Genomic DNA, 22360 nt, shown 5'->3' on the forward strand with positions numbered 1-22360 from the left:
GAGTGACAACAGACACTACGGATTCCGACGGGACGCGCGGGCCGGAGGCGGTCGGCGTCGACGACGCGTCCGACGTTCCGGATCGCATCGCCGCACAGTTCGAGAACATCAAACAGACCCGTCGTCGTCGGGCACTCGGGTGGGCTGGACTCGCCGTCTTCCTCGTGTTCACGACGCTGCAGGCGTTCGCCGCGACGGAGCTTCTGAACCCGGACGCGCGCCTCGAAACGTTCACCGAGTCGCTGACCGGGTTCTTCCCGATCACCGACTACTTCGGCGTGCTCCCGTTCCTCGACCTCGGCCAGTACATCGGTTTCATCAGGCAAGAGAATCTGCTGTACGACCCCGAGATCGGCGGGCTGTTGTTCCAGTTCCCACCGAACCCAACGGATATCTACGCGTTCTTCTTCCAGGAGCTCGGGATCTTCCAGATCTTCGGGGAGGCGGGAATCACGCTCGCGATGGGATTCGTCGGGACGATCCTCGGGTTCCCGTTCGCCTTGGTGTTCGGGACGCTCGGCTCCGAGCGCGTCACGCCGTTCCCGTTCAACTTCATCTTCCGCGGGACGATGTCCTTCATCCGGGCGATCCCCGCGATCATCTGGACGCTCATCTTCATCCCGTTCCTCGGGCTCGGCCCGGCCTCGGCCGCGCTCGCGATCGCGTTCGACACGATCGGGAACCTCGGCCGGCTGTTCGTCGACGAACTCGAAGAGATCGAGGACGGCCCGATCGAAGCCATGCGCACGACCGGTGCGAGCAAGCCCCAGATCGTCTTCTTCGGGATGTTGAGTCAGGTCCGAACCGGCTTCATCGCGTGGACCCTGTACATCTTCGAGATCAACGTCCGCGCCGCCGTTACCGTCGGCGTCATCGGTGCCGGGGGACTCGGCTACGTCCTCACCTCACAGCAGAACCTCCTGCGGTTCACCGAGATGATGGCGACGCTGCTCGCCATCTTCCTGCTCATCATCTCCGTCGAGCTGTTCAGTCAGCGGCTCCGATCGCGGCTGCGCTCCGACGACGTGGAGATGAGCATCTGGGAGCTCATCACCGGCTTCCCGCGTCGGATGATGGAATCGGCGATGAAGTGATCGGGCCCCGGACATCCGATCGACACGCGATCAACGGGCCGCCACAAGGGAAACCGACTTTTCCGTGCCCCTCCGAGGGGACGTATGAGCACTATCGAACCGCCGGCGGAGACGCTGGCGGACGTGGTCCTGGTCGACTACGGCCTCGGGAACCTCCGGTCGGCGACCCGCGGGTTGGAGCGCGCGGGCGCGTCGGTCGAGATCACCGACGATCCCGAGGCGTTCGCGGCCGCCGACGGCGTCGTCCTCCCGGGCGTCGGCGCGTTCCGCGAGGGGATGGAGAACGCCGGACCGCTTCGCGAGGCGCTGACGGACCACGCCGAGGCGGGCCGCCCGCTCTTCGGGATCTGTCTCGGGATGCAGATGCTCCTGACCTCCAGCGAGGAGGCCGACCACGAGGGGGAAGGCGAGGTGACCGGCCTCGATCTGATCGCCGGCACCAACGTCCGGTTCGACGTGGACCGGAAGGTGCCGCACATGGGGTGGAACGAGCTCGATATCGCGCGCGACCACCCCGTCGTCGACGGCGTGGACGGCGAGCACGCCTACTTCGTCCACTCCTACTACGCCGAGCCCGACGACCCGGACGCGGTCGTCGCCACCGCGGACTACGGCGTCGACTTCCCCGCCGTCGTCGCCAACGAGGCGGGCAACGTGTTCGGCACCCAGTTCCACCCCGAGAAGAGCGGAGAGACGGGGCTCCGGATCCTGCGGAACTTCGTCGAGTACTGCGCGGACCACTAACGCGGTCGAGTCGACGCCGGAGCGCCGACGCCGGAAGCGGGCAGATCGCGCGCCTTACAGCCCGTCGTACGGGCTGGGCTTCGCGGCGGTGAGCCGGCCCACCTGCTCGTCCGACAGATCGATCTCGGCGGCCGCGAGGTTCTCCGCGAGCTGGTCGGTCGTGCGCGCGCCGACGATGGGCGCGGTGACGCCGTCGCGGTGGGCGAGCCACGCGAGCGCGGTCTGGGCGGGCGTCGCGCCGACCTCGTCGGCGACGGCGTCGAGCTCGTCGTGAGCGTCGAAGTTCTCCGGAGTGAGGTACGCCTCCCGGAAGCGGCTCGACTCGACGGCCTTCGACTCCTCGGGGAGGTCCTCGTCGCGGTCGTACTTCCCGGTCAGGAACCCCTGTCCGAGCGGGCTCCACGGGGAGACGGCCAGACCCTGCTGGCGCGCGAACTCCAGGTAGTCTCCCTCGACCTCGCGGTCGACGAGGTTGTACCGCGGCTGGAGCAGTTTGAACGGCTCCCACCCCTCGTTCCGGGCGATCTCGTTGGCGCGGGCGACCTTCCAGGCGTTCGGGCGGAGCGTGGAGGCGCCGAGGTAGTGGACCTTCCCGGACTCGACGAGCCCGTTGAGCGTCTTCATCAGCTCGCGGGCCGGCGTCTCGTCGTCCCACCGGTGGATGTAGAGCACGTCGACGTAGTCGGTGTCGAGCCGGTCGAGGAGGGCGTCGACGCGGTGGCGGACGTTCTTGCGGTTCGTCCCGCGGCTGTTCGGGTCGCCGTCGCGGATCTGCCAGAACACCTTCGACGCGATCGTGTAGCGCTCGCGGTCGCGCTCGGCGAGCCAGTCGCCGATCCAGCGCTCGCAGTCGCCGCCGCCGTACACGTCGGCGGTGTCGATGTAGCGACCGCCGGCGGCCTCGTACCCGTCGAGCAGCTCGTGCGCGCGGGCCTTGTCGATCTCCACGTTGCCCGCCTCAGTCACGCGACCGAACCGCCACGTGCCGAACTGCAGCTCGCTCGTCCGGAGACCGGTTCGGCCGAGCCGGACCGTGTCGAGGTCGATCTCGTCGAGTTCGGGAGTCATCTCTCGATCGGTTGGGTCCATCGCCGCAAAAACCTACAGCAAGCGGATGCACCGTGTGAACGAGAGTCGGGGAAGTGGCGCGGTCAGCGCGACGCGCTCGCGGAGCCGGCGAGCGTCGCGACGCGTTCACCACGGCTCGTTCTTCAGTCCGAGCGCGTAGGCGCCGACGTTCGTGACGACGTGGAGGATCGGCGTCATCACGAGGACGACGGCGAGGACGGACGGGGTGAACACCGCGAGCGCCCAGTCGGTGTCGACGACGAAGACGGCCGCGAGCGCGACGACGACGAAGTCGAGCTGGTCGAGGCCCGGAAACGCCGCCCCGCGCTCGCGGCCCGATCGGCGCTTGAGGAAGGAGGCGCCGATGTCGCCGCACATCGCGCCGAACGCGAGCGCGAACGCGGCCGGGAGCGCGAACGTCGGGAGCTCGACCCCGAGCGCGGCGCTCGCCGGCTCCGCGAGGGCGTTGAGCGCGAGCGCGAGGAGGACTCCGGTCAGGGTGCCGACCGCGGTGCCGCGCCACGTCTTGCCGTCGCCGAGCAGGCGGGCGCCGCGCCACTCGCGACCGCCGTCGATGGGGCGGCCGCCGCCCGCGAGCACCGCGGCGTTGTTCGGCACGTACGCGGGCAACATCGCCCAGAGCGCGGTCGCGACGAGCGAACCGATCATACCCGACCGTCGCCCGTCCGGGGTATATAAATCCCGGATTCGGCCGACCCGGTACCCGATCGGGTCGACAACAGTCAAGTCGCTACCGCTCCGAGTGAGGCGTATGATCCCTCCGATCGCGCGGCGGTTCGTCGCCGGCGAGAGCGTCCCGGTCGCCCTGGAACACGCCCGAGCGCGCAACGGGGACGGCGTCGCCGTCATTCTGAACCTGCTCGGCGAGCACTACGACGACCCCGCGGCCGCCCGCGCCGACACCGACGCGTACCTCGCGCTCTTGGCGGACATCGCCGACAGCGGGCTCGACGCCTGTGTCTCGGTGAAACCCTCCCAGATCGGGCTCGACGTGTCCGACGAGCTGTTCGAGGAGCACTACCGCGAGATCGTCGCCCGCGCCCACGAGCTGGACGCGTTCGTCTGGTGCGACATGGAGGACGCCGACACCACGGACGCGACCCTCGACGCCTTCGAGTCGATCGCCGCGGAGTACCCGTGGAGCGTCGGCCAGTGCATCCAGTCGAACCTCAAGCGCACCCGCGAGGACCTCGACCGCCTCCGCGACGTACCCGGCAAAATCCGGCTCGTGAAGGGGGCGTACGAGGAGCCGGCGTCGATCGCGTACACGGAGAAGTCGCGCGTCGACAGGGCGTACCGCGAGGACCTCCGGTTCCTGTTCGAACACCGCGACCGCGGCGTCGCGGTCGGCTCGCACGACCCCGCGATGATCGCGCTCGCCGACCGGCTCGCCCGGGAGCGCGGGACCGACTACGAGGTCCAGATGCTGATGGGGGTCCGCGACGAGGCCCAGCGCGACCTCGCCGCGCAGGGGGTGGACGTGGCCCAGTACGCCCCGTACGGGACCAAGTGGCTCTCGTACTTCTACCGGCGGGTTCGCGAACGCAGACAGAACCTCGCGTTCGCGCTGCGAGCGGTCGTCGGTCAATGACGGCGACCGCCGGACCGGCGAGCGCGCGTCGAGCGCGCCCGGGACGTAGAAGCCCCTTTAACCTTCGCCGACGGACACTGGATCGATAGATGTCCACGTGGAAACGCGACTTCGCCAGCGGCCTCATCGTGCTGGCTCCCCTGTTGGTGCTGCTTCTCGTCCTCCAGTGGATCTACCGGTATATCGCGTCGATCCCGCTGATCGAGGGGCTCCAACCGACGATCATCCCCGCGCCGCTCGAGCCGGTCTCGCGGGTGATCATCGCGATGGCGGTGTTCGCGACGGTCGTCCTCGCGGTCGGCTACTTCATGCGGACGACGCTCGGTCGGCTGGCGGAGTCCACCGTGGACGGCGCCATAAACCGGATCCCGGCGCTGCGCGTGGTGTACAACGCCTCGAAGCTCGCGATCGAAACGGCGGTCTCCGGGACTGACGAGCTCCAGAGCCCGGTGTACATCGAGACGTGGCCGGGGATCCGCATGACCGCGTTCCGAACCGGGAAGAAGACCCGCGACGGGAAGATCGTCCTGTTCATGCCGACCGCCCCGAACATCACCACCGGCTTCGTCATCGAGGTCGAGCCGGAGCGCATCGAGGAGACGGGCGAAACCGTCGAGGAGGGAATGACGCGCGTCCTCTCGGCCGGCTTCGCCGAGTCCGCACATCAGGTCCCCGTCGAAGAGGAACATCCGCCCGACGGGACCACCGGACGGCCGGGCGGCGTCGGCGGCGTCCGAACCGACGGGACGCCCGGTGAGTCCGACCGCCCGTCCACGGACGGCGGGAACGACGGGGCGGGCGACGGCGACTGATCGGGGCCGGTGAGCAAGCGAAACCGACGGCGAGCGGGGACCTACAGGTAGGTGAACCAGTCGTCGTGGGCGTCGGTCCGGCGCTCGACCAGGTCGAAGAAGGCGCTCTGGAGCTCCTCGGTGACCGGGCCGCGGGTGCCCGCGCCGATCTCGGTGTCGTCGACCGAGCGAATCGGCGTCACCTCGGCCGCGGAGCCGGTGAAGAACAGCTCGTCGGCGGTGTACAGCTGGCCGCGAGAGATGACGGCCTCGTCGTGGACCTCGTAGCCGCGCTCTTCCGCCAGTTCGATGACGGTGTCGCGGGTGATGCCCTCGAGGATCGACTGCGCGGGGCCGGTGGTGTAGATCTCCCCGTCGTTGACCATGAAGATGTTCTCGCCCGGCCCCTCGGCGACGTTCCCCTCCTTGTTTAAGACGATGGCCTCGACGTAGCCGTTCCGGCGCGCCTCCTCGCCCGCGAGCATGGAGTTGACGTAGAGCCCCGTCGTCTTCACGTTCGTCGGGACCTGCGAGGAAGCGTGTTTCCGCCAGGAGGAGACCATCACGTCGACGCCGTCCGTGAGCGCCTCCTCGCCGAGGTACGCGCCCCACGGCCACGCGGCGAGCACGAGGTCGGTCGGACAGTCCTTCGGCGAGACCCCCAGCGAGTCGTAGCCGTAGTAGGCGATCGGCCGGATGTAACACGACTCGAGGTCCTGCCGGTCGAGCAGTTCGAGGGTGGCCTCGGTGATCTCCTCGCGGGAGTGGTCGATGTCCATGTCGTACATCTTCGCGGAGTCGAACAGCCGGTCGAGGTGTTCGTCCCAGCGGAAGATCGCCGGTCCCTGTTCAGTGTCGTAACAGCGGACACCCTCGAACACGCCGCTCCCGTAGTGGAGCGCGTGCGTCAGAACGTGAGTGGTCGCGTCCTCCCAGTCGAGGAACTCACCGTTCTTCCAGATCGTGTCGACGTCCATCTCGTCGAATCCCATACTCGGAGGTTGCGGTCGGCGGGCTTAAAACTGTGACAACCGGCCGAGGCTGTCGCGAGGGGCCGAAGACCCCTCGCTGCGCGCGCCGACCGCGCGACGATCGACTACGTAAGCGCCTCGACGAGCGCGGCCCCCTCGACGTACGGGATCCCGCGCCGGCGGGCGTACGCCTCGGCGTCCGCGGGCGAGAGCGCGTCGCCGGTCTCGTCGTCGAGCATCTCACAGACGACGGCGGCGGGCGCGGCGTCGACCGCCTCGGCCATCGCGAGGCCGAGCTCCGTGTGGCCGGTCCGCCCGCGCAGACCGTCGCGAGCGCCCCGCAGCACGTGGACGTGGCCGGGAGCGCGGAAGTCGGCGGCGAACGCCTCGGGACCGTACGCGTCCGGGTCGGCCCCGACCGCGGCGGCCGCGTTCGCGAGCTCGACGATCGTCAGAGCGCGGTCCTCGTCGGTGATTCCGGTGAACGTCTCGCGGTGGTTCACCGGCAGCGAGAAGGAGGAGCGGTCGTCGTACTCGGGGTCGTCGTCGACCGCGGGGTGATCGAGCGCGTCCGCGAGGAACGGGAGCTCGAACGCGTCCGCGACCAAGTCGGAGACCGCGACGCAGATCAGCCCGCCCGCGTCGTTGCGCATGTGCGCGACCGCCGCCTCGTCGACGGCGCCGGCCGGGTAGACGATGTCCGTCTCGCCCTCGCGGTCCGCGAAGTCGTGGACGCACACCGGGTCGCCCGCGCGGAACGCGTCGAGCGCCCGCCGCACCGAATCGGGGGCGGAGCCGGGAATCGCTTCCGCGTCCGCAGATTTCGACGCGGCGTCGGCGTCGACGTCGGCGTCGGCGCGCATCAGGCGGCCTCCGTCTCGACGGCGTCGGTCGGAGTCTCCTCGCCCTCGTCCGCCTCCGATTTGCCCTCCCCGGCGGACGAGTCCACCCGGCTCGTCGCGGCCACGCGGACCTCGACCGCGTCGTCGTCGTCGAGGTCGAGCACGTCGCGGAGCCGCTCGGGAGCGATCAGTTCGAGCTGATCGTCGTCGTGATGGGTGCGGTCCGGGACGATGGCGTGGACCTCTTCGTAGCGCTCGTCGCCCGCGACGAGGGTGACGCCGTAACAGGACGCCGCGCCGTAGGTGCGGTCCTCGCCCTCCCACGCGTCGATCGGGACCGCGTCGATGCCGGCCATCTCGCCGCGGCGGCGGACGCTCTCCTCCGAGAGGTCGACGTTGAGCGTGCCCGGGAACGGCTCGTACCCCAAGCGTGACCGGAACTGCTCGGCGTAGCCGGACAGGGTGATGTAGTGGCGTCCCTCGCCCATCCCGCCGGTGACCGCGCCGCGGAGCACGAGCTCCACGTCGGTCTCGAACAGCCGGCGGTAGTCGGCGTACTCGGCGCGGAGGGCCGCCTCGCCCGCGTCGGTGACGCGGACCCACTGGCCGTCGCCGACCACGTCGCGCTCGATGTACCCCGCGGATTCGAGCGTCTGGAGCCGCCGGGAGGCGGTCTGCGTCGAGGCGTCGAGCCGGTCGCCGAGGGCCGCACACGACACCTTCGTCTCGGTCAGGCCGCCGACGAGCCCGACGTGTTTCAGGGCCGCGATCGCGGCCGGGTCGGGGTCCGCCGTCGACGTCGCTTCTGCCATATCCGGATCTGCGTCGCCCGCACGCAAAAGAGTAACGGAAGTGAGATGCGTTCCAAAAACGTTAATCGTGTTGGGAGTGGAATCCGTCGATCGGACCCCTTCGACGTGAGTGAACGTCGTGGGGCACCGCACCTAACCCCATCGGTACCGGCGCCCCTCCGTCGCGAGGTGCAGCTCCGTCGAATCATCGTGAGAGAATCACCCGCGTGCGCCTCGTCGAAAGGTAAGGTACAAATACGAACGGCGATTGGTTCCGGGTGCGGGCTCGTAGATCAGCGGCAGATCGCTTCCTTCGCAAGGAAGAGGCCCGGGGTTCAAATCCCCGCGAGTCCATAACGGATCCGCGTTTCTGCGAAGGCATCTAAACCCGACAGAGACACCGACTCTCGGGCGTTTTATCCGGTGAGAGATGCCGCGACCCGGACGATCGAGGCTCCCCTCCGCGGCTCGACCGTCTGGCGAAGGGAACACGGCCGGTCGAGTGAGCCGAACCGCCGTTCCGCGACCCAGACCGCTTATATACTCCGAGTCAGTTGGGCGTCACATGGGCATTTCCGAGTTCCTTGAGGGCCAGAACCTCACGCACCGCCAGATGGGAGCCGTCATGATCGGGTGGATCCTGCTCGTCACGATCGTCTCCGTCGGGCTGTTGCTGTACACGGCGTCGACGTAGCTGATCCGGCGGACGGGGCCGCGAACACAACCCTCTTTTAGTCGTTCGTTGTCTGGCGAAGTATGGCACGCGACAGCGACACACACGACGACGGGGAGCGCGATCGGCGGCTCGTCGGCGGCTGGGAGGGGCGCTACTACGAGGACTTCGAGGTCGGCGACGTGTACAAACACCCGTACGGGCGGACCGTGACGGAGACGGACAACGTCTGGTTCACCAACCTCTCGATGAACCTCAACCCGATGCACTTCAACGAGGCGTACGCCGCCGAGACGGAGTTCGGCGAGCGCCTCGTCGACGGCACCTTCGTCATCGCGCTCGCGGTCGGGATGAGCGTCATCGACGTGAGCGCCAACGCCACCGCGAACCTCGGCTACGACGACATCCGCCACCACGGTCCCGTCTTCCACGAGGACACGCTGTTCGCGGAGTCGGAGGTCGTCGACAAGCGGGAGTCCTCCTCGCGCGACCACGTCGGGATCGTCACCACGGAGCTGCGCGCGTACAACCAGAACGACGAGCTCGTCCTCTCCTTAGAGCGCACGCCGATGGTGCTGAAGCGCTCGCACGCCGAGCCGAGCGCGGCCCAGCCGACGGGCTGGCCCGAGGGGATCGGCACCCAGCCGGAGGACCTAGAGTGACGCCGGCCCCCTCCGGCCCCACGGCGCCGACGCTCGACGATCCGGTCCCGGAGACGCGGCTCGGCGGCGACCTCCCGATCGCGTCGCCCGCGGAGGCGGCCTCGCTCGTCCCCGACACCGCGACGCTGCTCGTCTCCGGCTTCGGCGGCGTCGGGTACCCCAAGCTCGTCCCCGAGGCGCTGGCGGCGGCCGACGACGCCCGCGAACTCACGGTCGTCTCCGGCGGCGGCGTCGGCGACGAGATCGACCGCGCGCTCGTGGAGTCGGGCGACATGGCTCGACGCTACCCGTTCGTCCCGAACGAGACCTCCCGAGCGGCGGCCAACGACGGGCGGATCGAGTTCCACGACCGCCACATCTCGCGGCTCGCCGACGAGGTGCGCTTCGGCGGGCTCCGCGCCGGCATGCGCGGGGAGACGATCGCGGTCGTGGAGGCGGTCGCGGTCGGGCCGGGCTGGCTCGTTCCCTCCACGTCGATCGGCCACACGCCCGCGTACGTCGGCGCGGCCGACCGCGTGATCGTCGAGGTGAACCGCGCACAGCCCGTCGAACTCGCGCAGGTGCACGACATCCACGTCCGCGACGCCCCGCCGAACCGAGGGCCGATCCCGCTGGACGACCCCCTCGGAGGGACGGACGGGCCGGCGGTCCGGTTCGACCCCGAAAAGCTGGCGGCCGTCGTCGAGACCGACCGGGCGGACGACCCCTACGAGTTCCGCGAAGTCTCCGCGACCGACGAGGCGATCGCCGGGAACCTCGGCGGGTTCCTCGAGGCCGAACTCGACCGCAACCCCCTCTTCGACGAGGCGGCGAACCTCCAGTTCGGCGTGGGGAGCCTCGGAAACGCGCTGATGGGCGCGCTCGCCGACGTCGACTTCGGCGACCGCCCGGTGTCGTACGTCGGCGAGGTCGTACAGGACGGGCTCCTCGACATGCTCGACGCGGGCGACCTCCGCGGCGCGAGCGCGACCTCGCTGGCGCTGTCGGCCGAGGGGCAAGAGCGCCTCTTCGACGACGTGGAGCGCTACGCCGAGGACGTGGTGTTGCGGCCCGCAGACGTGTCGAACGCGCCGGAACTGATCGACCGGTTCGGCGTCGTCGGAGTGAACAGCGCGGTGGAGGTGGACCTCTACGGTAACGTTAACGCCACCCACATCGGCGGCACCCGCGTCGTCAACGGGATCGGCGGCGGCGGCGACTTCGCGCGCAACTGCCGGCTGGGGATCGTCGCGCTCCCGTCGACGGCGGTCGGCGGCGACGTCTCCCGGATCGTGCCGCTGACGCCCCACGTCGATCACACCGAACACGACGCGAGCGTGATCGTCACGGAACACGGGGTCGCTGACCTTCGCGGCCTCTCGCCGCGCGAGCGGGCCGAGGCGCTCGTGTCGGTGGCCGACCCGGCGTTCCGTGAGGACCTCGACGCGTACCGCGAGCGAGCCGCGAGCGAGGGGGGGAATACGCCGCACGATCTCGACACGGCGTTCTCGTGGACACGAAATGACAACTAATAACGCGTTTTACCAGGTTTCATCCGGAGAATGAGAGAAATAACTGCGGATTGACTCGAACTGTAGTGAGAATCACCAAATCACCCGACGGCGCGGGTGAAAATGGGCCACCTGCGACACTCTTTTATCAATCGGGGTGTACGGCTGAGCCACATGATAGATGGTGACAAGACGTCTCGACGTGACGTAGTCAAGGGTGCGGCGACGCTCGGCGCAGTCGGACTGGCCGGCTGTTCCGGAAACGGCGGCGACGGCGGTGACGGCGGTGACGGCGGTGACGGCGGTGACGGCGGCGACGGCGGCGGCGACGTCACGATCACGATTGGGGGGACGTCGACCGGGAGCTCGACGCAGGCCGCGGGACAGGCGCTCGCCCGTGCCGCGTCGCAGCACAGCGACTTCCTCAACATCTCCGTTCAGGAGACGCAGGGATGGACGGCGAACCTCTACGCGTACGAGAACGGCGACATTCCGGCGATGGGCGTCGACAACAACTCGCTGGCGAAGGCGCTCAGCGAGGAGGGGCCGTTCGCCGACGACCCTGTCGAGACGCTCCCCAACCAGGGGTTCCTGTTCACCTCGCTGCAGATCCACTGGGTCGGCCTGGAGAGCAGCGACGTCGAGTCGGTCTCCGACCTCCGTGAGGGCGGCTACACGATCTACCCGATCCAGCCCGGCTTCGGGACGCGGCTGCTCACCGAGGAGATCCTCAAGGAGGCCGGCATGTGGGAGCCGAACGACATCCTCAACGTCGACACGGGCGACATTCCGGGCGCCGTCGAGGAAGGCCGCGTCGACGCGCTCTGTCTGTACGGCGCAAACGGCGTCAACCTCTCCGGCTGGTGCCAGGAGGTTGACGTGCGCAGTGGCGGCGGGCTGAACCTGCTCGAGGTCGACGACGAGTTCCGCTCCGTCATCGAAGACCACCCCGGCGCAATCCTCGAGGAGATCGATCCGTACGGGTACGAGCAGGAGGTCACCGCCTACACCGACACGATGACGACGTGGTCGCTGGCCGGCCAGTGGGCGTTCAGCCCGGACATCCCGGCGCGGGCGACCGAAGAGGTCTGCCGGCTCGCCATCGAACACGAGGACACGCTCCGCGAGTCCGACCCGACGACCCTCGAGTACTCGCCGGAAGCGATGACGCAGACGGTTATCCCGGAGATCGATATCCACGCCGGCGTCGCGAACTTCTTCGAGGAGAACGACGTCTGGGACGACTCCTGGAGCCGCGGCGACGAGTAGCACCGACCGTTTAACCACGCGACCACCCCTTCCCTTTCCGACGAATGGCAACATCCCCCGACGACTCGACCGATCCGACCGACCCGCCAGACTCAGCGGCCGTACCGGATGAGAGCATTCTCGACGACGAGGAGTCGCTCGACCTCGCTCCGGGCTCCCGCGGTACCAAGCAGCTCTGGCTGTATCTGCTTTCGCTTCCGTTCTGGATCCTCGTCATCTTCGTCCCGACGGTCATCCTGCCGAACTTCTTCGCAGGGGCGTACGGGGAGGCGCTTCCTGCCCTGCTGTCCGACGACCCCGCGGCGCTCGCGACGCTGATCGAAGACACGTCGACGACGGTCATCGGCATCGCCGGCATCGTCGGCGTCGCCGGTATCACGGCGCTGATCCTCAGATACGGGCGGGGGATCGAAGAGCGGCTCCGGATGGCGCTCATCTCCTACTCGATGCCGTTCTGGCTGATCGTGATGTGGTACTCGTACACCCAGCAGATGCCCCGCGGCCAGTACGCGGTCGCGTTCCTCGGGTGCATCCTCGGGCTGTACGTGGTGTCGGAGCTGGACGACCCGCTCATCGAGCGGAACTGGATCGAAGTCGGGCTCCTCGTCGTGTCGGGGCTCATCACCGTGGCGACGAGCGCGTACCTCTTCTTGAACTACCAGCAGGTCGCGATCGACACCGTCGGGCGGGCGACCGACCCGCAGATCGGGATGGCGTTCCTGTTCACGCTGGCGATGATCTACCTGACGTGGCGGTCGTTCGGGATGACGTTCCTCGTCGTCGTTCTCGCCGGGATCGCGTACGGGCTCGCCGGTCCGGCCATGCCCGGCGCGCTGAGCCACGGTGGGCTCTCGCCGTCCCGCATCCTGCGGATCCTCGTCGTGAGCGTCGACGGGTTCTACGGGTTCCTCACTCGGCTCGTGGCGGCGTGGATCGCCTTGTTCCTGCTGTACGCCGGACTGCTGAAGGCGTACGGTGCGTTCAACCTCATCCTTCGGCTGGCGGTCCGGTCGGCGAAGTACGTCGACTCCGGGATCGCCCAGACGGCCGTCATCGCGAGCGCGGTCATCGGCTCCGTCAACGGGAGCCAGACCGCGAACGCCGGGATGACCGGCTCGTTCACCATCCCGCTGATGAAGAAGAACGGTGTCAAACCCGAGACGGCCGGAGGTATCGAGGCGGTCGCCTCCACCTCCGGACAGGTGCTCCCGCCCGTGATGGGCGCGGGGGCGTTCATCATGGCGTCGCTGATCACGGGGGTCACCTACGTCGACGTGATCATCGCCGGGCTGATCCCGGCGGCCGTGCTCGTCGTCTCGATCGTCATGGCGGTCCACTACGTGGCGGCCCCGCAGATCGACGATCCGGAGATGAGCAACGTGTTCCAGGAGTCGATGACCCGCCGGGAGATGGTGTTGGAGTCGGTGAAGTACGGGGTTCCGCTGGCGATCCTGATCTACGTGCTCGGCGTGTTGCAGTACACCGTGATGACCGCCGCGCTGTACACGGCGGTGTCGATGATCGCCTTCGGGATCGCGATTCCGCTGGTGCAGGCGACCCTCGACGGTGAGAGCCGGAAGGAGGCGTTCGTCGGAACCCTCGAGCAGACCGTGGACGGCTTCCGCGAGGGGGTTATCGTCGTCGCGCCGGTGACGATCATTCTGGCGGCGATCAACGGCGTGGTCGACATCCTGATGGCGACCGGCGTGCCGACGGCGATCTCGCTCACGCTGCTCGACCTGTCGGGCGGCGTCCCGATCATCGCGTTCGTGCTGGCGATGATCATCTGTATCCTGCTCGGGCTCGGTATGCCGACGACCGCCGCGTACACGGTCGTCGCGCTCCTGGTCGCACCGACGCTGATCAGCCAGTTCGCCGTCCCCGAGTTCGCGGCGCACTTCTTCGTGTTCTACGCCGCGATTCTGGCCGGGCTCACGCCGCCGATCGCGACCTGCGTCGCGGTCACCTGCGGGATCTCCGGCGGCGGGTTCTGGGGAAGCTGTAAGGAGGCGCTGCGCATCTCCGCGCCCCTGTTCATCCTCCCCTTCGCCTTCGTCTACCACCCGGAGCTCGTCTCCGGCTCGTTCAACTACGCCTCGCTGTCGGCCGGCCTCCTCGCGCTGTTCGGATCGATAGCGATAATCCACGGGATCAACTACCAGTTCGTCTTCGGCCGCGGACAGACGTACGGGCTCCGCGTGGCCTTCTTCGTCGCCGGCGTGCTGGCGATGGTCCACCCGATGCAGATCGTGCAGGTCGGCTCGCTCGCCGCCGTCGGGGCGCTGTACGTCTTACAGACCGTGGTCGGGCGGCCGAACCCGATCGCCACGATCCGCGGGGCGACCGGGATGCTCTCCGGGCGGAAGCGCTAACGCGCGGAACACTCCCGCAGCGCTTTCGGACCGCGACCGGTGCCCGAGCCCACTTCTAAGAGACCCGGAGCGGTACGGGCACGTATGGAGATTGTGGAGAACACCCTCGACGGCGACCTCGACGAGTTCCTCGCTCGGCCGCTGTTCTGTTTCCTCGGGCAGCGCTCCGAGGGCGGTCCCCGGCTCTCGCCGCTGTGGTTCCTCTGGGATGACGGGGCGATCTGGAACGTAGCGCGGCTACGCGACCGGTCGTACCCGGACCGGGTCCGGCGGTACCCGGAGTCGGCGGTCGCCGTCGTCGACTACGATCCGCGCACGGGCCGGGTCGAGCACGTTGGAATGCGCGGGACCGCGACGCTGGACCCGTACGACGAGAGCCGGGCCGATCGGTTGTTTCAGAAGTACCTCGGTGAGGACCGGAGCGAGTGGCCGGCGATGTTCGGCGACATCGATCCCGACGGCTACCGGCTCGTCAGATTCGACCCCGAGACGGTCGTCGCCCGCGGTCAGTCGTACCCGGCGCCGCCCGGGAGGGAACGCTAGCGGACGGCGAGGTGCGGAAATCGGAGCGCGTGCTGCGGTCAGGCCGTCCGAAACGACGGGATCAGTACGACCGCGGAAGCCCGAGCACGCGCTCGCCGAGGTAGTTGAGCGCGAGCTGTTGGGTCACCGGGACGAGGCGGGTCAGCCGCGCCTCGCGGAAGTACCGCTCCACGTCGTACTCGCGAGCGACGCCGAACCCGCCGTGGGTCTGGACCGCGGCGTCGGCCGCCTCGAACGCGGCCTCGGCCGCGAGGTACTTCGCGACGTTCGCCTCGGCGCCGGCCTCGGTCCGGTCGAGGTCGTCGAGGCGGTCGGCGGCGTCGTAGATCACCTTCTTCGCCGCGAGCAGGTCGGCGTACGCCTCCGCGAGCGGGTGTTGGATCGCCTGGTTGGCGCCGATCGGTCCGCCGAACACCTCGCGCTCGTTGGCGTAATCGATCCCGCTTTCCAGCGCGGTCTCGCCGAGCCCGAGACACTCCGCGGCGATCACCAGCCGCTCCTCGTTGAGTCCGTCGAGCACCTGGTAGAACCCCTGCCCCTCCTCGCCGATGAGGTTCCGGGCCGGCACGTGTACGTCGTCGAAGTAGAGCTGGTAGGAGTGGACCGCCCGGCTCGCCGACTTGGGGATGCGCTCGATCTCCAACCCGTCCGCGTAGGCGTCCTCGAGGTCGACGAGGATCATCGAGATGCCGCGGGTCCGCTTGTCGACCTCCTCGCGGGGGGTCGTCCGCGCCATCAACACGAGGTAGTCGCTGTCCTCCACGCGTGAGATCCACACCTTCTCGCCGTTGATCACGTACTCGTCGCCCTCGCGTTCCGCCCTGGTCTCCATCGCCGTGGAGTCGGAACCCGCGTTCGGTTCGGTCAGCCCGAACGCCTGGATCGTCTCCTCGCCCGCGGCGACCTTCGGGAGCAGCTCCTCCTTCAGCTCCTCGTCGGCGTATTTTACGATCGGGACGGAGTTGTAGATCCCGCCGTGGATCGACTGCGGCGCCGCGAAGCCGCCGCCGCTCGCCGCGATCTCCTCCATCATCACGACCGCCTCGCTGGTCGACATCCCGACGCCGCCGTACTCCTCGGGGATCAGCATCCCGAGCCAGCCGTCGGCGGCGAGCCGATCGACGAACTCCTGCGGATAGGTCGCCGTGCGGTCGCGCTCACGCCAATACTCGTCGTCGAACTCCGAACAGAGATCCCGGATGCTCCGCCGAACGAGCGCCTGTCGTTCGGTGAGGTCGACCGAGTCCCGCCAGTCTCGTGGCATGCGCGGACGTGGATCGCCCCATCCAATAAGGATTCGCGTCGTGGCGAACCGTGCTCGGATCGGTGGCGTGCAGTCCCGCGAATCCCCCGCCCCGACGGCCGTCGATTGCCGAGAGCGGACCGCTTATGGATCGGGCTGTGGTGGCTGACGGTGAATGGATCGCGCCTACTGGCGGACGGTGTCGCTGGTCACGTTGTGGCAAGTGTCGGCGAGCATCTGTTACTACACCGTCTTCGCGGCGACTCCCTTCTTCCGTGACGAGTTCGGGCTCTCGCGGTTCAGGGTAGGCATCGTCGTCACCACGCTCACCCTCGGCTACGCGATATTCCTGCTGCCGGTGGGCGCGATCACGGACCGGTTCGGCGAGCGGCGGACGCTCTCGCTCGGGCTCGTCGGGCTCGCCGCCGGGATGGTGCTCGTCGCCGGGGCGCCGACGTACGCGCTGCTCCTGGCGGCCGTCTTCCTGCTCGGCTCGGTGTACAGCACCGCGATGCCCGGAACGAACAAGGCGGTGTACGACAGCGTCGCCCCCGGTCGCCAGAACACCGCGATGGGTATCAAGCAGGTCGGCGTCACCGGCGGCAGCGGGATCAGCGCGCTGCTCGTCACCGGGCTCGCCGGCTACTTCTTCTGGGAGATCGGGTTCCTCATCGCCGCGGCGGTCGGCGTCGTCGTCGCGGGCGTCTTCTACCTCTTCTACCGCGGCGAGGGCGGCGGCACGAGCAGCCGCCCGGACCTCCGCGGGTTGGCGTCGAACCGCCCGTACGTGCTGTTGGTCGTCTCCGGCCTCTTCCTCGGCGCCGCGCTGTTCACGACCACGGGGTACACCGTGCTCTACGTCGAGGAGTCGATCGGCGCGTCGGTCGCGTTCAGCGGCGTCGTGCTCGCGATCGTCCAGCTGTTCGGGAGCGGCGGACGGCTGCTCGGCGGCTGGCTCTCCGACCACCTCCCCGGCGACCCGCAGACCAGGATCGGCGGAATTCTCTTCGTGCAGACGGTCGCCAGCGCGGTCCTGTTCCTCGTCGTCGCGCGGACCTCGACCCCCTCGAACGCCGGGATCGCGTTCGCCGCGCTCGGCTTCTTCGTCCTCGGGTTCACGGGCGTCTACTACTCCTGTATGGCGACGCTCGTCCCCGCCGACCAGATGGGGAGCGCGACCGCGGGGTGCCAGGTCGCGTTGACTTCGGGAGCGCTGTTCGCGCCGCCGGCCTTCGGCTATCTCGCGGACACCTTCGATTACCGAGCGAGTTGGACGCTGCTCTCCGGCGTGTGTGTCGTCGCCGCCGTCCTCGTCGTCACCGTCATCCGGTCGGACCCGCCCGTCGGGGAGACGGCGATGGCGGAGTGATCGGGAGCGCGGGGCTCGGCCGCGTCTCGCGGCAACCGCGGCAGGTACCCCCGGACCTATCATAACCGGTGGAGAACCAACCGGCAATGGACTCTGCCGAACGACGGATCGTGGCGTTCACCGCCGGGTCTCACGGACTCGTCCACACCTACGAGCTGTCGATCCCCATTCTGCTGACCGTGTGGATCGGGGAGTTCTCGACGACTGCGGCCGCACTCGGGCTCGTCGTGACGGTGGGGTACGGACTGTTCGGCGTCGGCGCGCTCCCCGGCGGGATCCTGGTCGACCGCTTCGGATCGAAGCCGCTCATCCTCGCGTGTCTCGCCGGCATGGCCGGCTCGTTTCTGCTCGTGAGCGTCGCGCCGAACCTCCTCACCCTCGCGGTCGCGATCGGCGCGTGGGGCGTCACTGCCAGCGTCTATCACCCCGCGGGGCTGTCGCTGATCTCGAAGGCGGTCGAGCAGCGGGGGACCGCGCTCGGCTATCACGGGATCGGCGGGAACCTCGGGATCGCGCTGGGGCCGCTGGCGACCGCGCTCCTGCTGTTGGCGTTCGACTGGCGGATCGTCGCGGCCGCGCTCACGGCGCCCGTGGTCGTCGTCGCCGCCTACGGGGCGACCGTCGACGTCGACGCCGCGATGCCCGACCAAACTGCGGTGGCGGCCGACGGCGACGGCGGCAGGGGCGGTGGAGACGTGGACGCGGGCGCCGGCGGGGACGCGGGGGACGCGGGCGACGCGAAAGGCGAGGTGTCGGTCTCGACGATCGCCGACGACACCCGCGTGTTGCTCGCCGGCGGCTTCCTGATCGTGTTCGCGTTCGTCACGTTCAGCGGGCTCTACTACCGGACCTTTCTCACGTTCCTCCCGGAGCTCCTCAGCGACGTGCTCGGCGGCCTGATCGACGTACAGCTCATCGACCCCGAGAGCCCGTACGCCGACGAGTTCGACGTGGGGCGGTACCTGTACGTGGCGGTCCTCACCGTCGGCGTGTTCGGGCAGTACCTCGGCGGGCGGATCGCCGACCGCATGCCGCCGGAGCGAGGGCTGCTGGTGTTGATGAGTGTGCTGTCGGTGCTCGCGCTCCTGTTCGTACCCGCCGGCAGGACCACGGCGACGTTCATCGCAGCCTCGCTCGCGCTCGGCGTCGCGCTGTTCACCGTCCAGCCGCTCTCGCAGGCGACGGTGGCGGCCTATTCGCCGAGCGAGGCCCGCGGGATTTCGTTCGGGTACACGTACCTCGGGATCTTCGGCGTCGGCTCGCTGGGCGCCGCGCTCGCGGGCACGGTCCTCACTCGGGCCGGCCCGCGCGAGCTGTTCGTCGTCCTCGCGGGGATCGCCGCCATGGGCGCGCTCTCGGCTGCCGCAGTCACGCGGTTTGCGACGCGGCAGGACTGATTGTGGCGACGGTCGCTTTTAAGGGAGCCCGCGAGAAATCGTGGAGTATGTACCACGTCCTGTTGCCGGTCGACATCGAGTCGAAGCGCGCGCTCTCGCAGGTGGACATCCTCGAATCGCTCCCCGCCGATCCGGCGGAGATCGAAGTCACGCTGTTGCACGTGTACGAGTCCGTCGACGCGCCGGCCGACGAGGCCGGATCGACCGTCATCGACGACATCAACGAGTCGATCGAGGAGCTCCGCGGAATCCCGGACTCGCTCACCGATGTCGAGGCGCGGCTCGACGAGCTCGGAATCGCCCACAATCGGGAGCTTCACGTCGGCGACGCCGCCGAGGCGATCCTCACGGTCGCCGCCGACCGAGACGTGGAGGCGATCGTGATCGGGATGCGCAAGCGCTCGCCGGTCGGGAAGGCGCTGTTCGGCAGCGTCAGCCAGACCATCCTGCTCAACGCCGACCAACCGGTTATCGTCGGGAAGCCGAGCGAAGACGAGTAACGCTCCGCCGAGGAGCGCCCCCGGCGACCGCGGGGTCGTCGAGCGACCGACCGCTTTTCACGCCGTCGCCGCGTCCACCAGCTCCGCGACCGACCGCTCCTCGAGCGACTCGACCACCGCCGTCAGGCGATCGGCGTCGACGGCGGTCCCGGCGAGCAGCCCCTCGGCCTTCGCCCGCGTGTCGGCGTCGGACATCGGCTTCTCGGGCTCGCCGAGCGGGACGCTCATGGACCGCTCGTGGGTCTCGCCCGCGGCGGTCACGGCCACTTCGGCGCCCCACTCCTCGGGGAACCGGCGCTCGATCGCCTCGTCGGTCGTCACGCTCGTGGCGTCCATCAGCCGGCGCATCGCCGGATCGTCCCAGCGCGGCGGGTCGTCGAACCGACCGACTGCCCGGAGGAACGGCTCGGCGCCGGCCGACCCCTCGGTGAGGACGAGTGCGGCGGCGAACGGCGCCGAGAACTGGCAGTCGACGAAGCTCTCGGGGCGGCGCTTCGCCTCGATGGGGTCGCCGGTGAGCCTGACGCCGGCGCTCGGAATCGCGATCCGGATCGACTCCACGGCCGCGGGGTCGACGGCGGGCGCGATCTCGCGCAGGCCGTCGATCGCGGAGTGGAGATACCGGCAACAGGGGTACGGCTTGCGCCCCGTCTCCGCGATCGCGTCGCGCTCGCCGAGCCGGTCGAACGCCGCGGGGTTCGGGTCGTCGCTGTACCCGGTGAGGAAGCCGTGCTCGCCGTCGAGGGGGTCGGCCGCGCCGACGACGCCGGCGGCCGCCAGGTCCGTCGCTTCGATCGCGCGGCGGGCGGCGAGTCCGGGGTGGAGCCGCTTGTTCCACGCGCCGTTCGCGAGGAACTGGAGGGAGCCCGCCGCCTGACTCCCGGCGATCCCGAGGGCGTTCCGGAGCGCCTCGGCGTCGAGTCCGCGCGCCACGCCCGCGGCCGCGACCGCGCCGAAGGTCCCGCAGGTGGCGGTCACGTGGAAGCCGCGGTCGTAGTGGGAGTCGGGCCCGACCGCCTCGCCGACGGTGCAGGCGACGTCGTAGCCGGCGGCGACGGCCGCGCGGAACCGCTCGATGTCGGCGTCGGCCGCCTCGGCGGCCGCGAGCGCGGCCGCGATCGTCGGCGCACCCGGATGGAGCGAGGAGGGGAGGTGCGTGTCGTCGAAGTCGAGGCTGTGCGCGAGCGCGCCGTTCGCGAACGCGGCGTCCGCGGGCGTCATCAGTTCGCCGGTCGGGAGGACGGTGGCCGTCTCGTCCGTCGCCGGGTCGGGGGTCGGCCCCGCGATCCGGTCGATCCCGTCGCGGATCGCGGGCGAGGAGTCCGCGTGGGCCGCGCCGCCGATCGCGACGGCGAACCAGTCCAGCAGGTGCGCCGGCAGGTCCGGGCGGTCGCCGTCGACGGTCTCGCAGTGGGCGACGATGCGGTCGGTTACCATGTCGGTGGGTGAACGGCGGACCGCATCAAGGTTCGGCTGACGGCAGGAGGGAAGGGGGGGACGGGCGAAAAAGCGACAGGACGTTCGGTCAGGCCGTGTGCTTCGCTTCCGCGGGATCGTCGACGACCTCGACGCCGCGGTTGTTGACGGCGTGGGGGTCGAGCCCGACCTCCTGGAGGAACTGCTTGTAGAGCCGCTCGACGGTCTCGCCGTCCTTCTGCTTGTCGCTGGCGTGGTCGCACAGCTCGATGAGGTTCTCCGGCACGTCGTTCTCGTGGACGATCCAGTGGTTGATCGTGTCCGAGAGCCGCCGGATGGGCGAGGTGAAGTGGCCGTAGATGTCGAAGTTGAGCGCGTGGTGGCCGCCGAACGGGTCGTTCATATACTTCGCGCGGGGCATCACCTTCAGCACGGCCCGCTGGATCTTGTTGAGCTGGCGCCCGGGCGACTCCTCCAAGGCGGCGTTGACCGCCTTCCGCGGGTCGTCGCCCCACGCGTCGCCGGGGATCGAGACGCCGTCGAGCTCCTGGATCTCTTTGAGCGCCTCGCTCCACTGGTCCGGCGTCGGCTGCGGGTGGACGCGGTACATCGCCTCGACGCCGCGGTCCCACATCAGCGTGTGCGTGACCGCCTTGTTCGCCTTCAGCATCGACTCCTCGATGATGGTGTGCGCGCGGTCGCGGCGGGGGTTGAGGACGAGCGAGCCGTCCTCCTTGCGCTGTTCGTGCATGCGGTCGGCGAGCTCGAAGGCGAGCTCGTTCTCCTCGCCGAGCGGGAGCGAGGGGTCCTCCAGCCGGTTTTCACACTCCTTGTACGTGAGCCGCTCGTCGGAGTTGATGACGGATTTGTAGATGTCGATGTCCTCGAACGAGAGGGTCTCGTCGTCGATCTCCATCTCCACGGTGTGCGCGAGGCGGTCCTCGTTCGGCACGAGCGAGCAGACCGTCTCGGCGAGCACCGGCGGGAGCATGTGGATCGTGTAGTCGGGCAGGTAGACGGTGTTGGCTCGCTGGACCGCTTCCTCCCACATCGCCGTCTCCGGGGTGACGTAGTGGGTCACGTCGGCGATGTGGACCCACAGCCGATAGGCCCCCTCCTCTCGCTTGATCGAGATGGCGTCGTCGAAGTCCTGCGCGTCGACGGGGTCGGTGGTCCACGTCGTCAGGTCGCGGAGGTCCTCGCGCTCGTCGATTTCGGCTTCGATCTCCGCGTACACGTCCTCGGTCCGCGCCTCAGCCTCGCGGATGACCTCCCTCGGGAACTCGTCGCGGATCTCGAACTCCTCGAACAGATCCGTCCGCTTCTCGGCGAGGCGGTCGGCCAACTCCGGCGTGATCGTCACGGGACCCTGGTCCTCCGCGGACCCCGGTTTCGGCTCATCGTCTGGCATACGGTGACCAACGCGTGTCCGTTAGAAAGGCCTGTCGGGGCGAAGGGGTGGGGACATCAGATCGGGACCGAGAGGAGGTCGTTCTCCGCGTCCCGCGCCCCC

The 22360-nt window shown here is 69.0% G+C and carries 21 protein-coding genes and 1 tRNA gene; 14 read left to right on the forward strand and 8 right to left on the reverse strand.

Annotated elements, in window-relative coordinates; genetic code table 11:
• The first annotated feature begins 2 nt into the window (after positions 1-2).
• On the forward strand, positions 3-1094 hold the full coding sequence (gene phnE / locus ACT4MF_RS04355) for a phosphonate ABC transporter, permease protein PhnE (protein ID WP_099256154.1): 1092 nt from the start codon (positions 3-5) through the stop codon (positions 1092-1094).
• Between the two features lie 84 nt (positions 1095-1178).
• On the forward strand, positions 1179-1838 hold the full coding sequence (gene hisH / locus ACT4MF_RS04360; RefSeq protein ID WP_099256155.1) for an imidazole glycerol phosphate synthase subunit HisH: 660 nt from the start codon (positions 1179-1181) through the stop codon (positions 1836-1838).
• Positions 1839-1892: 54 nt separating this feature from the next.
• On the opposite strand, the gene ACT4MF_RS04365 is transcribed toward hisH, so the two are convergent.
• Together ACT4MF_RS04365 and ACT4MF_RS04370 are read right to left on the reverse strand one after the other, a co-directional pair.
• Positions 1893-2906, reverse strand: a complete 1014-nt coding sequence (locus ACT4MF_RS04365; protein ID WP_444681852.1) for an aldo/keto reductase — start codon at positions 2904-2906, stop codon at positions 1893-1895.
• Between the two features lie 126 nt (positions 2907-3032).
• Positions 3033-3575, reverse strand: coding sequence for a CDP-2,3-bis-(O-geranylgeranyl)-sn-glycerol synthase (locus ACT4MF_RS04370; protein WP_099256156.1), 543 nt, complete (start codon positions 3573-3575; stop codon positions 3033-3035).
• A gap of 103 nt (positions 3576-3678) precedes the next feature.
• On the opposite strand from ACT4MF_RS04370, the gene ACT4MF_RS04375 reads away from it, so the two are divergent.
• Entirely contained in the window at positions 3679-4518 is an 840-nt protein-coding gene (locus tag ACT4MF_RS04375; protein ID WP_099256157.1) for a proline dehydrogenase family protein, read from the forward strand.
• Positions 4519-4607: 89 nt separating this feature from the next.
• Entirely contained in the window at positions 4608-5330 is a 723-nt protein-coding gene (locus ACT4MF_RS04380; protein ID WP_099256158.1) for a DUF502 domain-containing protein, read from the forward strand.
• A gap of 41 nt (positions 5331-5371) precedes the next feature.
• Here ACT4MF_RS04380 and ACT4MF_RS04385 read toward each other — a convergent pair whose 3' ends face one another.
• The 3 genes from ACT4MF_RS04385 to ACT4MF_RS04395 form a co-directional block, all read right to left on the reverse strand.
• Positions 5372-6301, reverse strand: coding sequence for a branched-chain amino acid transaminase (locus ACT4MF_RS04385; protein WP_444681853.1), 930 nt, complete (start codon positions 6299-6301; stop codon positions 5372-5374).
• 104 nt (positions 6302-6405) lie between these two features.
• Complete coding sequence (gene ribB / locus ACT4MF_RS04390; RefSeq protein WP_444681854.1) at positions 6406-7143, reverse strand: 3,4-dihydroxy-2-butanone-4-phosphate synthase; 738 nt, start codon at positions 7141-7143, stop codon at positions 6406-6408.
• The gene (locus ACT4MF_RS04395; protein WP_099256161.1) at positions 7143-7934 is read right to left on the reverse strand and encodes a DUF120 domain-containing protein; all 792 of its coding nucleotides are present in this window, start codon (positions 7932-7934) and stop codon (positions 7143-7145) included. Before ACT4MF_RS04395 ends, ribB begins: the two co-directional genes overlap by 1 nt.
• Before the next feature lie 261 nt (positions 7935-8195).
• On the opposite strand from ACT4MF_RS04395, the gene ACT4MF_RS04400 reads away from it, so the two are divergent.
• The 7 genes from ACT4MF_RS04400 to ACT4MF_RS04430 all read left to right on the forward strand — a co-directional run bounded on the left by ACT4MF_RS04400 (position 8196) and on the right by ACT4MF_RS04430 (position 14922).
• A tRNA-Ala gene (locus ACT4MF_RS04400) sits at positions 8196-8267 on the forward strand.
• A 211-nt stretch (positions 8268-8478) separates the two neighbouring features.
• On the forward strand, positions 8479-8607 hold the full coding sequence (locus ACT4MF_RS04405) for a hypothetical protein (protein WP_275539530.1): 129 nt from the start codon (positions 8479-8481) through the stop codon (positions 8605-8607).
• 62 nt (positions 8608-8669) lie between these two features.
• Positions 8670-9248, forward strand: coding sequence for a MaoC family dehydratase (locus ACT4MF_RS04410; protein ID WP_444681855.1), 579 nt, complete (start codon positions 8670-8672; stop codon positions 9246-9248).
• The gene (locus ACT4MF_RS04415) at positions 9245-10759 is read left to right on the forward strand and encodes an acetyl-CoA hydrolase/transferase C-terminal domain-containing protein (RefSeq protein ID WP_099256174.1); all 1515 of its coding nucleotides are present in this window, start codon (positions 9245-9247) and stop codon (positions 10757-10759) included. The genes ACT4MF_RS04410 and ACT4MF_RS04415 overlap by 4 nt, the downstream gene beginning before the upstream one ends.
• Before the next feature lie 153 nt (positions 10760-10912).
• Complete coding sequence (locus tag ACT4MF_RS04420) at positions 10913-12007, forward strand: TAXI family TRAP transporter solute-binding subunit (RefSeq protein WP_099256175.1); 1095 nt, start codon at positions 10913-10915, stop codon at positions 12005-12007.
• 44 nt (positions 12008-12051) lie between these two features.
• The gene (locus ACT4MF_RS04425; protein ID WP_099256176.1) at positions 12052-14379 is read left to right on the forward strand and encodes a TRAP transporter permease; all 2328 of its coding nucleotides are present in this window, start codon (positions 12052-12054) and stop codon (positions 14377-14379) included.
• An 84-nt stretch (positions 14380-14463) separates the two neighbouring features.
• Positions 14464-14922 (forward strand): pyridoxamine 5'-phosphate oxidase family protein, encoded by a 459-nt coding sequence (locus ACT4MF_RS04430; RefSeq protein ID WP_099256177.1) that lies wholly within the window; start codon positions 14464-14466, stop codon positions 14920-14922.
• 61 nt (positions 14923-14983) lie between these two features.
• Here the strand turns inward: ACT4MF_RS04430 and ACT4MF_RS04435 are convergent, their stop codons facing one another.
• On the reverse strand, positions 14984-16186 hold the full coding sequence (locus ACT4MF_RS04435) for an acyl-CoA dehydrogenase family protein (RefSeq protein WP_099256178.1): 1203 nt from the start codon (positions 16184-16186) through the stop codon (positions 14984-14986).
• A 154-nt stretch (positions 16187-16340) separates the two neighbouring features.
• Here ACT4MF_RS04435 and ACT4MF_RS04440 point away from each other — a divergent pair, with 154 nt between their 5' ends.
• The 3 genes from ACT4MF_RS04440 (at position 16341) to ACT4MF_RS04450 (ending at position 19431) form a co-directional block, all read left to right on the forward strand.
• The gene (locus tag ACT4MF_RS04440) at positions 16341-17534 is read left to right on the forward strand and encodes an MFS transporter (protein WP_099256179.1); all 1194 of its coding nucleotides are present in this window, start codon (positions 16341-16343) and stop codon (positions 17532-17534) included.
• An 86-nt stretch (positions 17535-17620) separates the two neighbouring features.
• Entirely contained in the window at positions 17621-18931 is a 1311-nt protein-coding gene (locus tag ACT4MF_RS04445) for an MFS transporter (RefSeq protein WP_444681856.1), read from the forward strand.
• Positions 18932-18978: 47 nt separating this feature from the next.
• Positions 18979-19431, forward strand: coding sequence for a universal stress protein (locus ACT4MF_RS04450; protein ID WP_444681857.1), 453 nt, complete (start codon positions 18979-18981; stop codon positions 19429-19431).
• Positions 19432-19488: 57 nt separating this feature from the next.
• Here the strand turns inward: ACT4MF_RS04450 and ACT4MF_RS04455 are convergent, their stop codons facing one another.
• Both ACT4MF_RS04455 and ACT4MF_RS04460 read right to left on the reverse strand, forming a co-directional pair.
• Complete coding sequence (locus tag ACT4MF_RS04455) at positions 19489-20868, reverse strand: MmgE/PrpD family protein (RefSeq protein WP_444681858.1); 1380 nt, start codon at positions 20866-20868, stop codon at positions 19489-19491.
• An 88-nt stretch (positions 20869-20956) separates the two neighbouring features.
• Positions 20957-22258 carry a ribonuclease catalytic domain-containing protein gene (locus tag ACT4MF_RS04460; RefSeq protein WP_099256183.1) on the reverse strand — a complete coding sequence of 434 codons (1302 nt, stop codon included), beginning with the start codon at positions 22256-22258 and terminating at the stop codon, positions 20957-20959.
• Positions 22259-22360 lie beyond the last annotated feature (102 nt).

This window comes from Halorubrum sp. FL23 (assembly GCF_052439115.2).
In the GTDB taxonomy this organism is placed as follows: Archaea; Halobacteriota; Halobacteria; order Halobacteriales; family Haloferacaceae; genus Halorubrum; species Halorubrum persicum.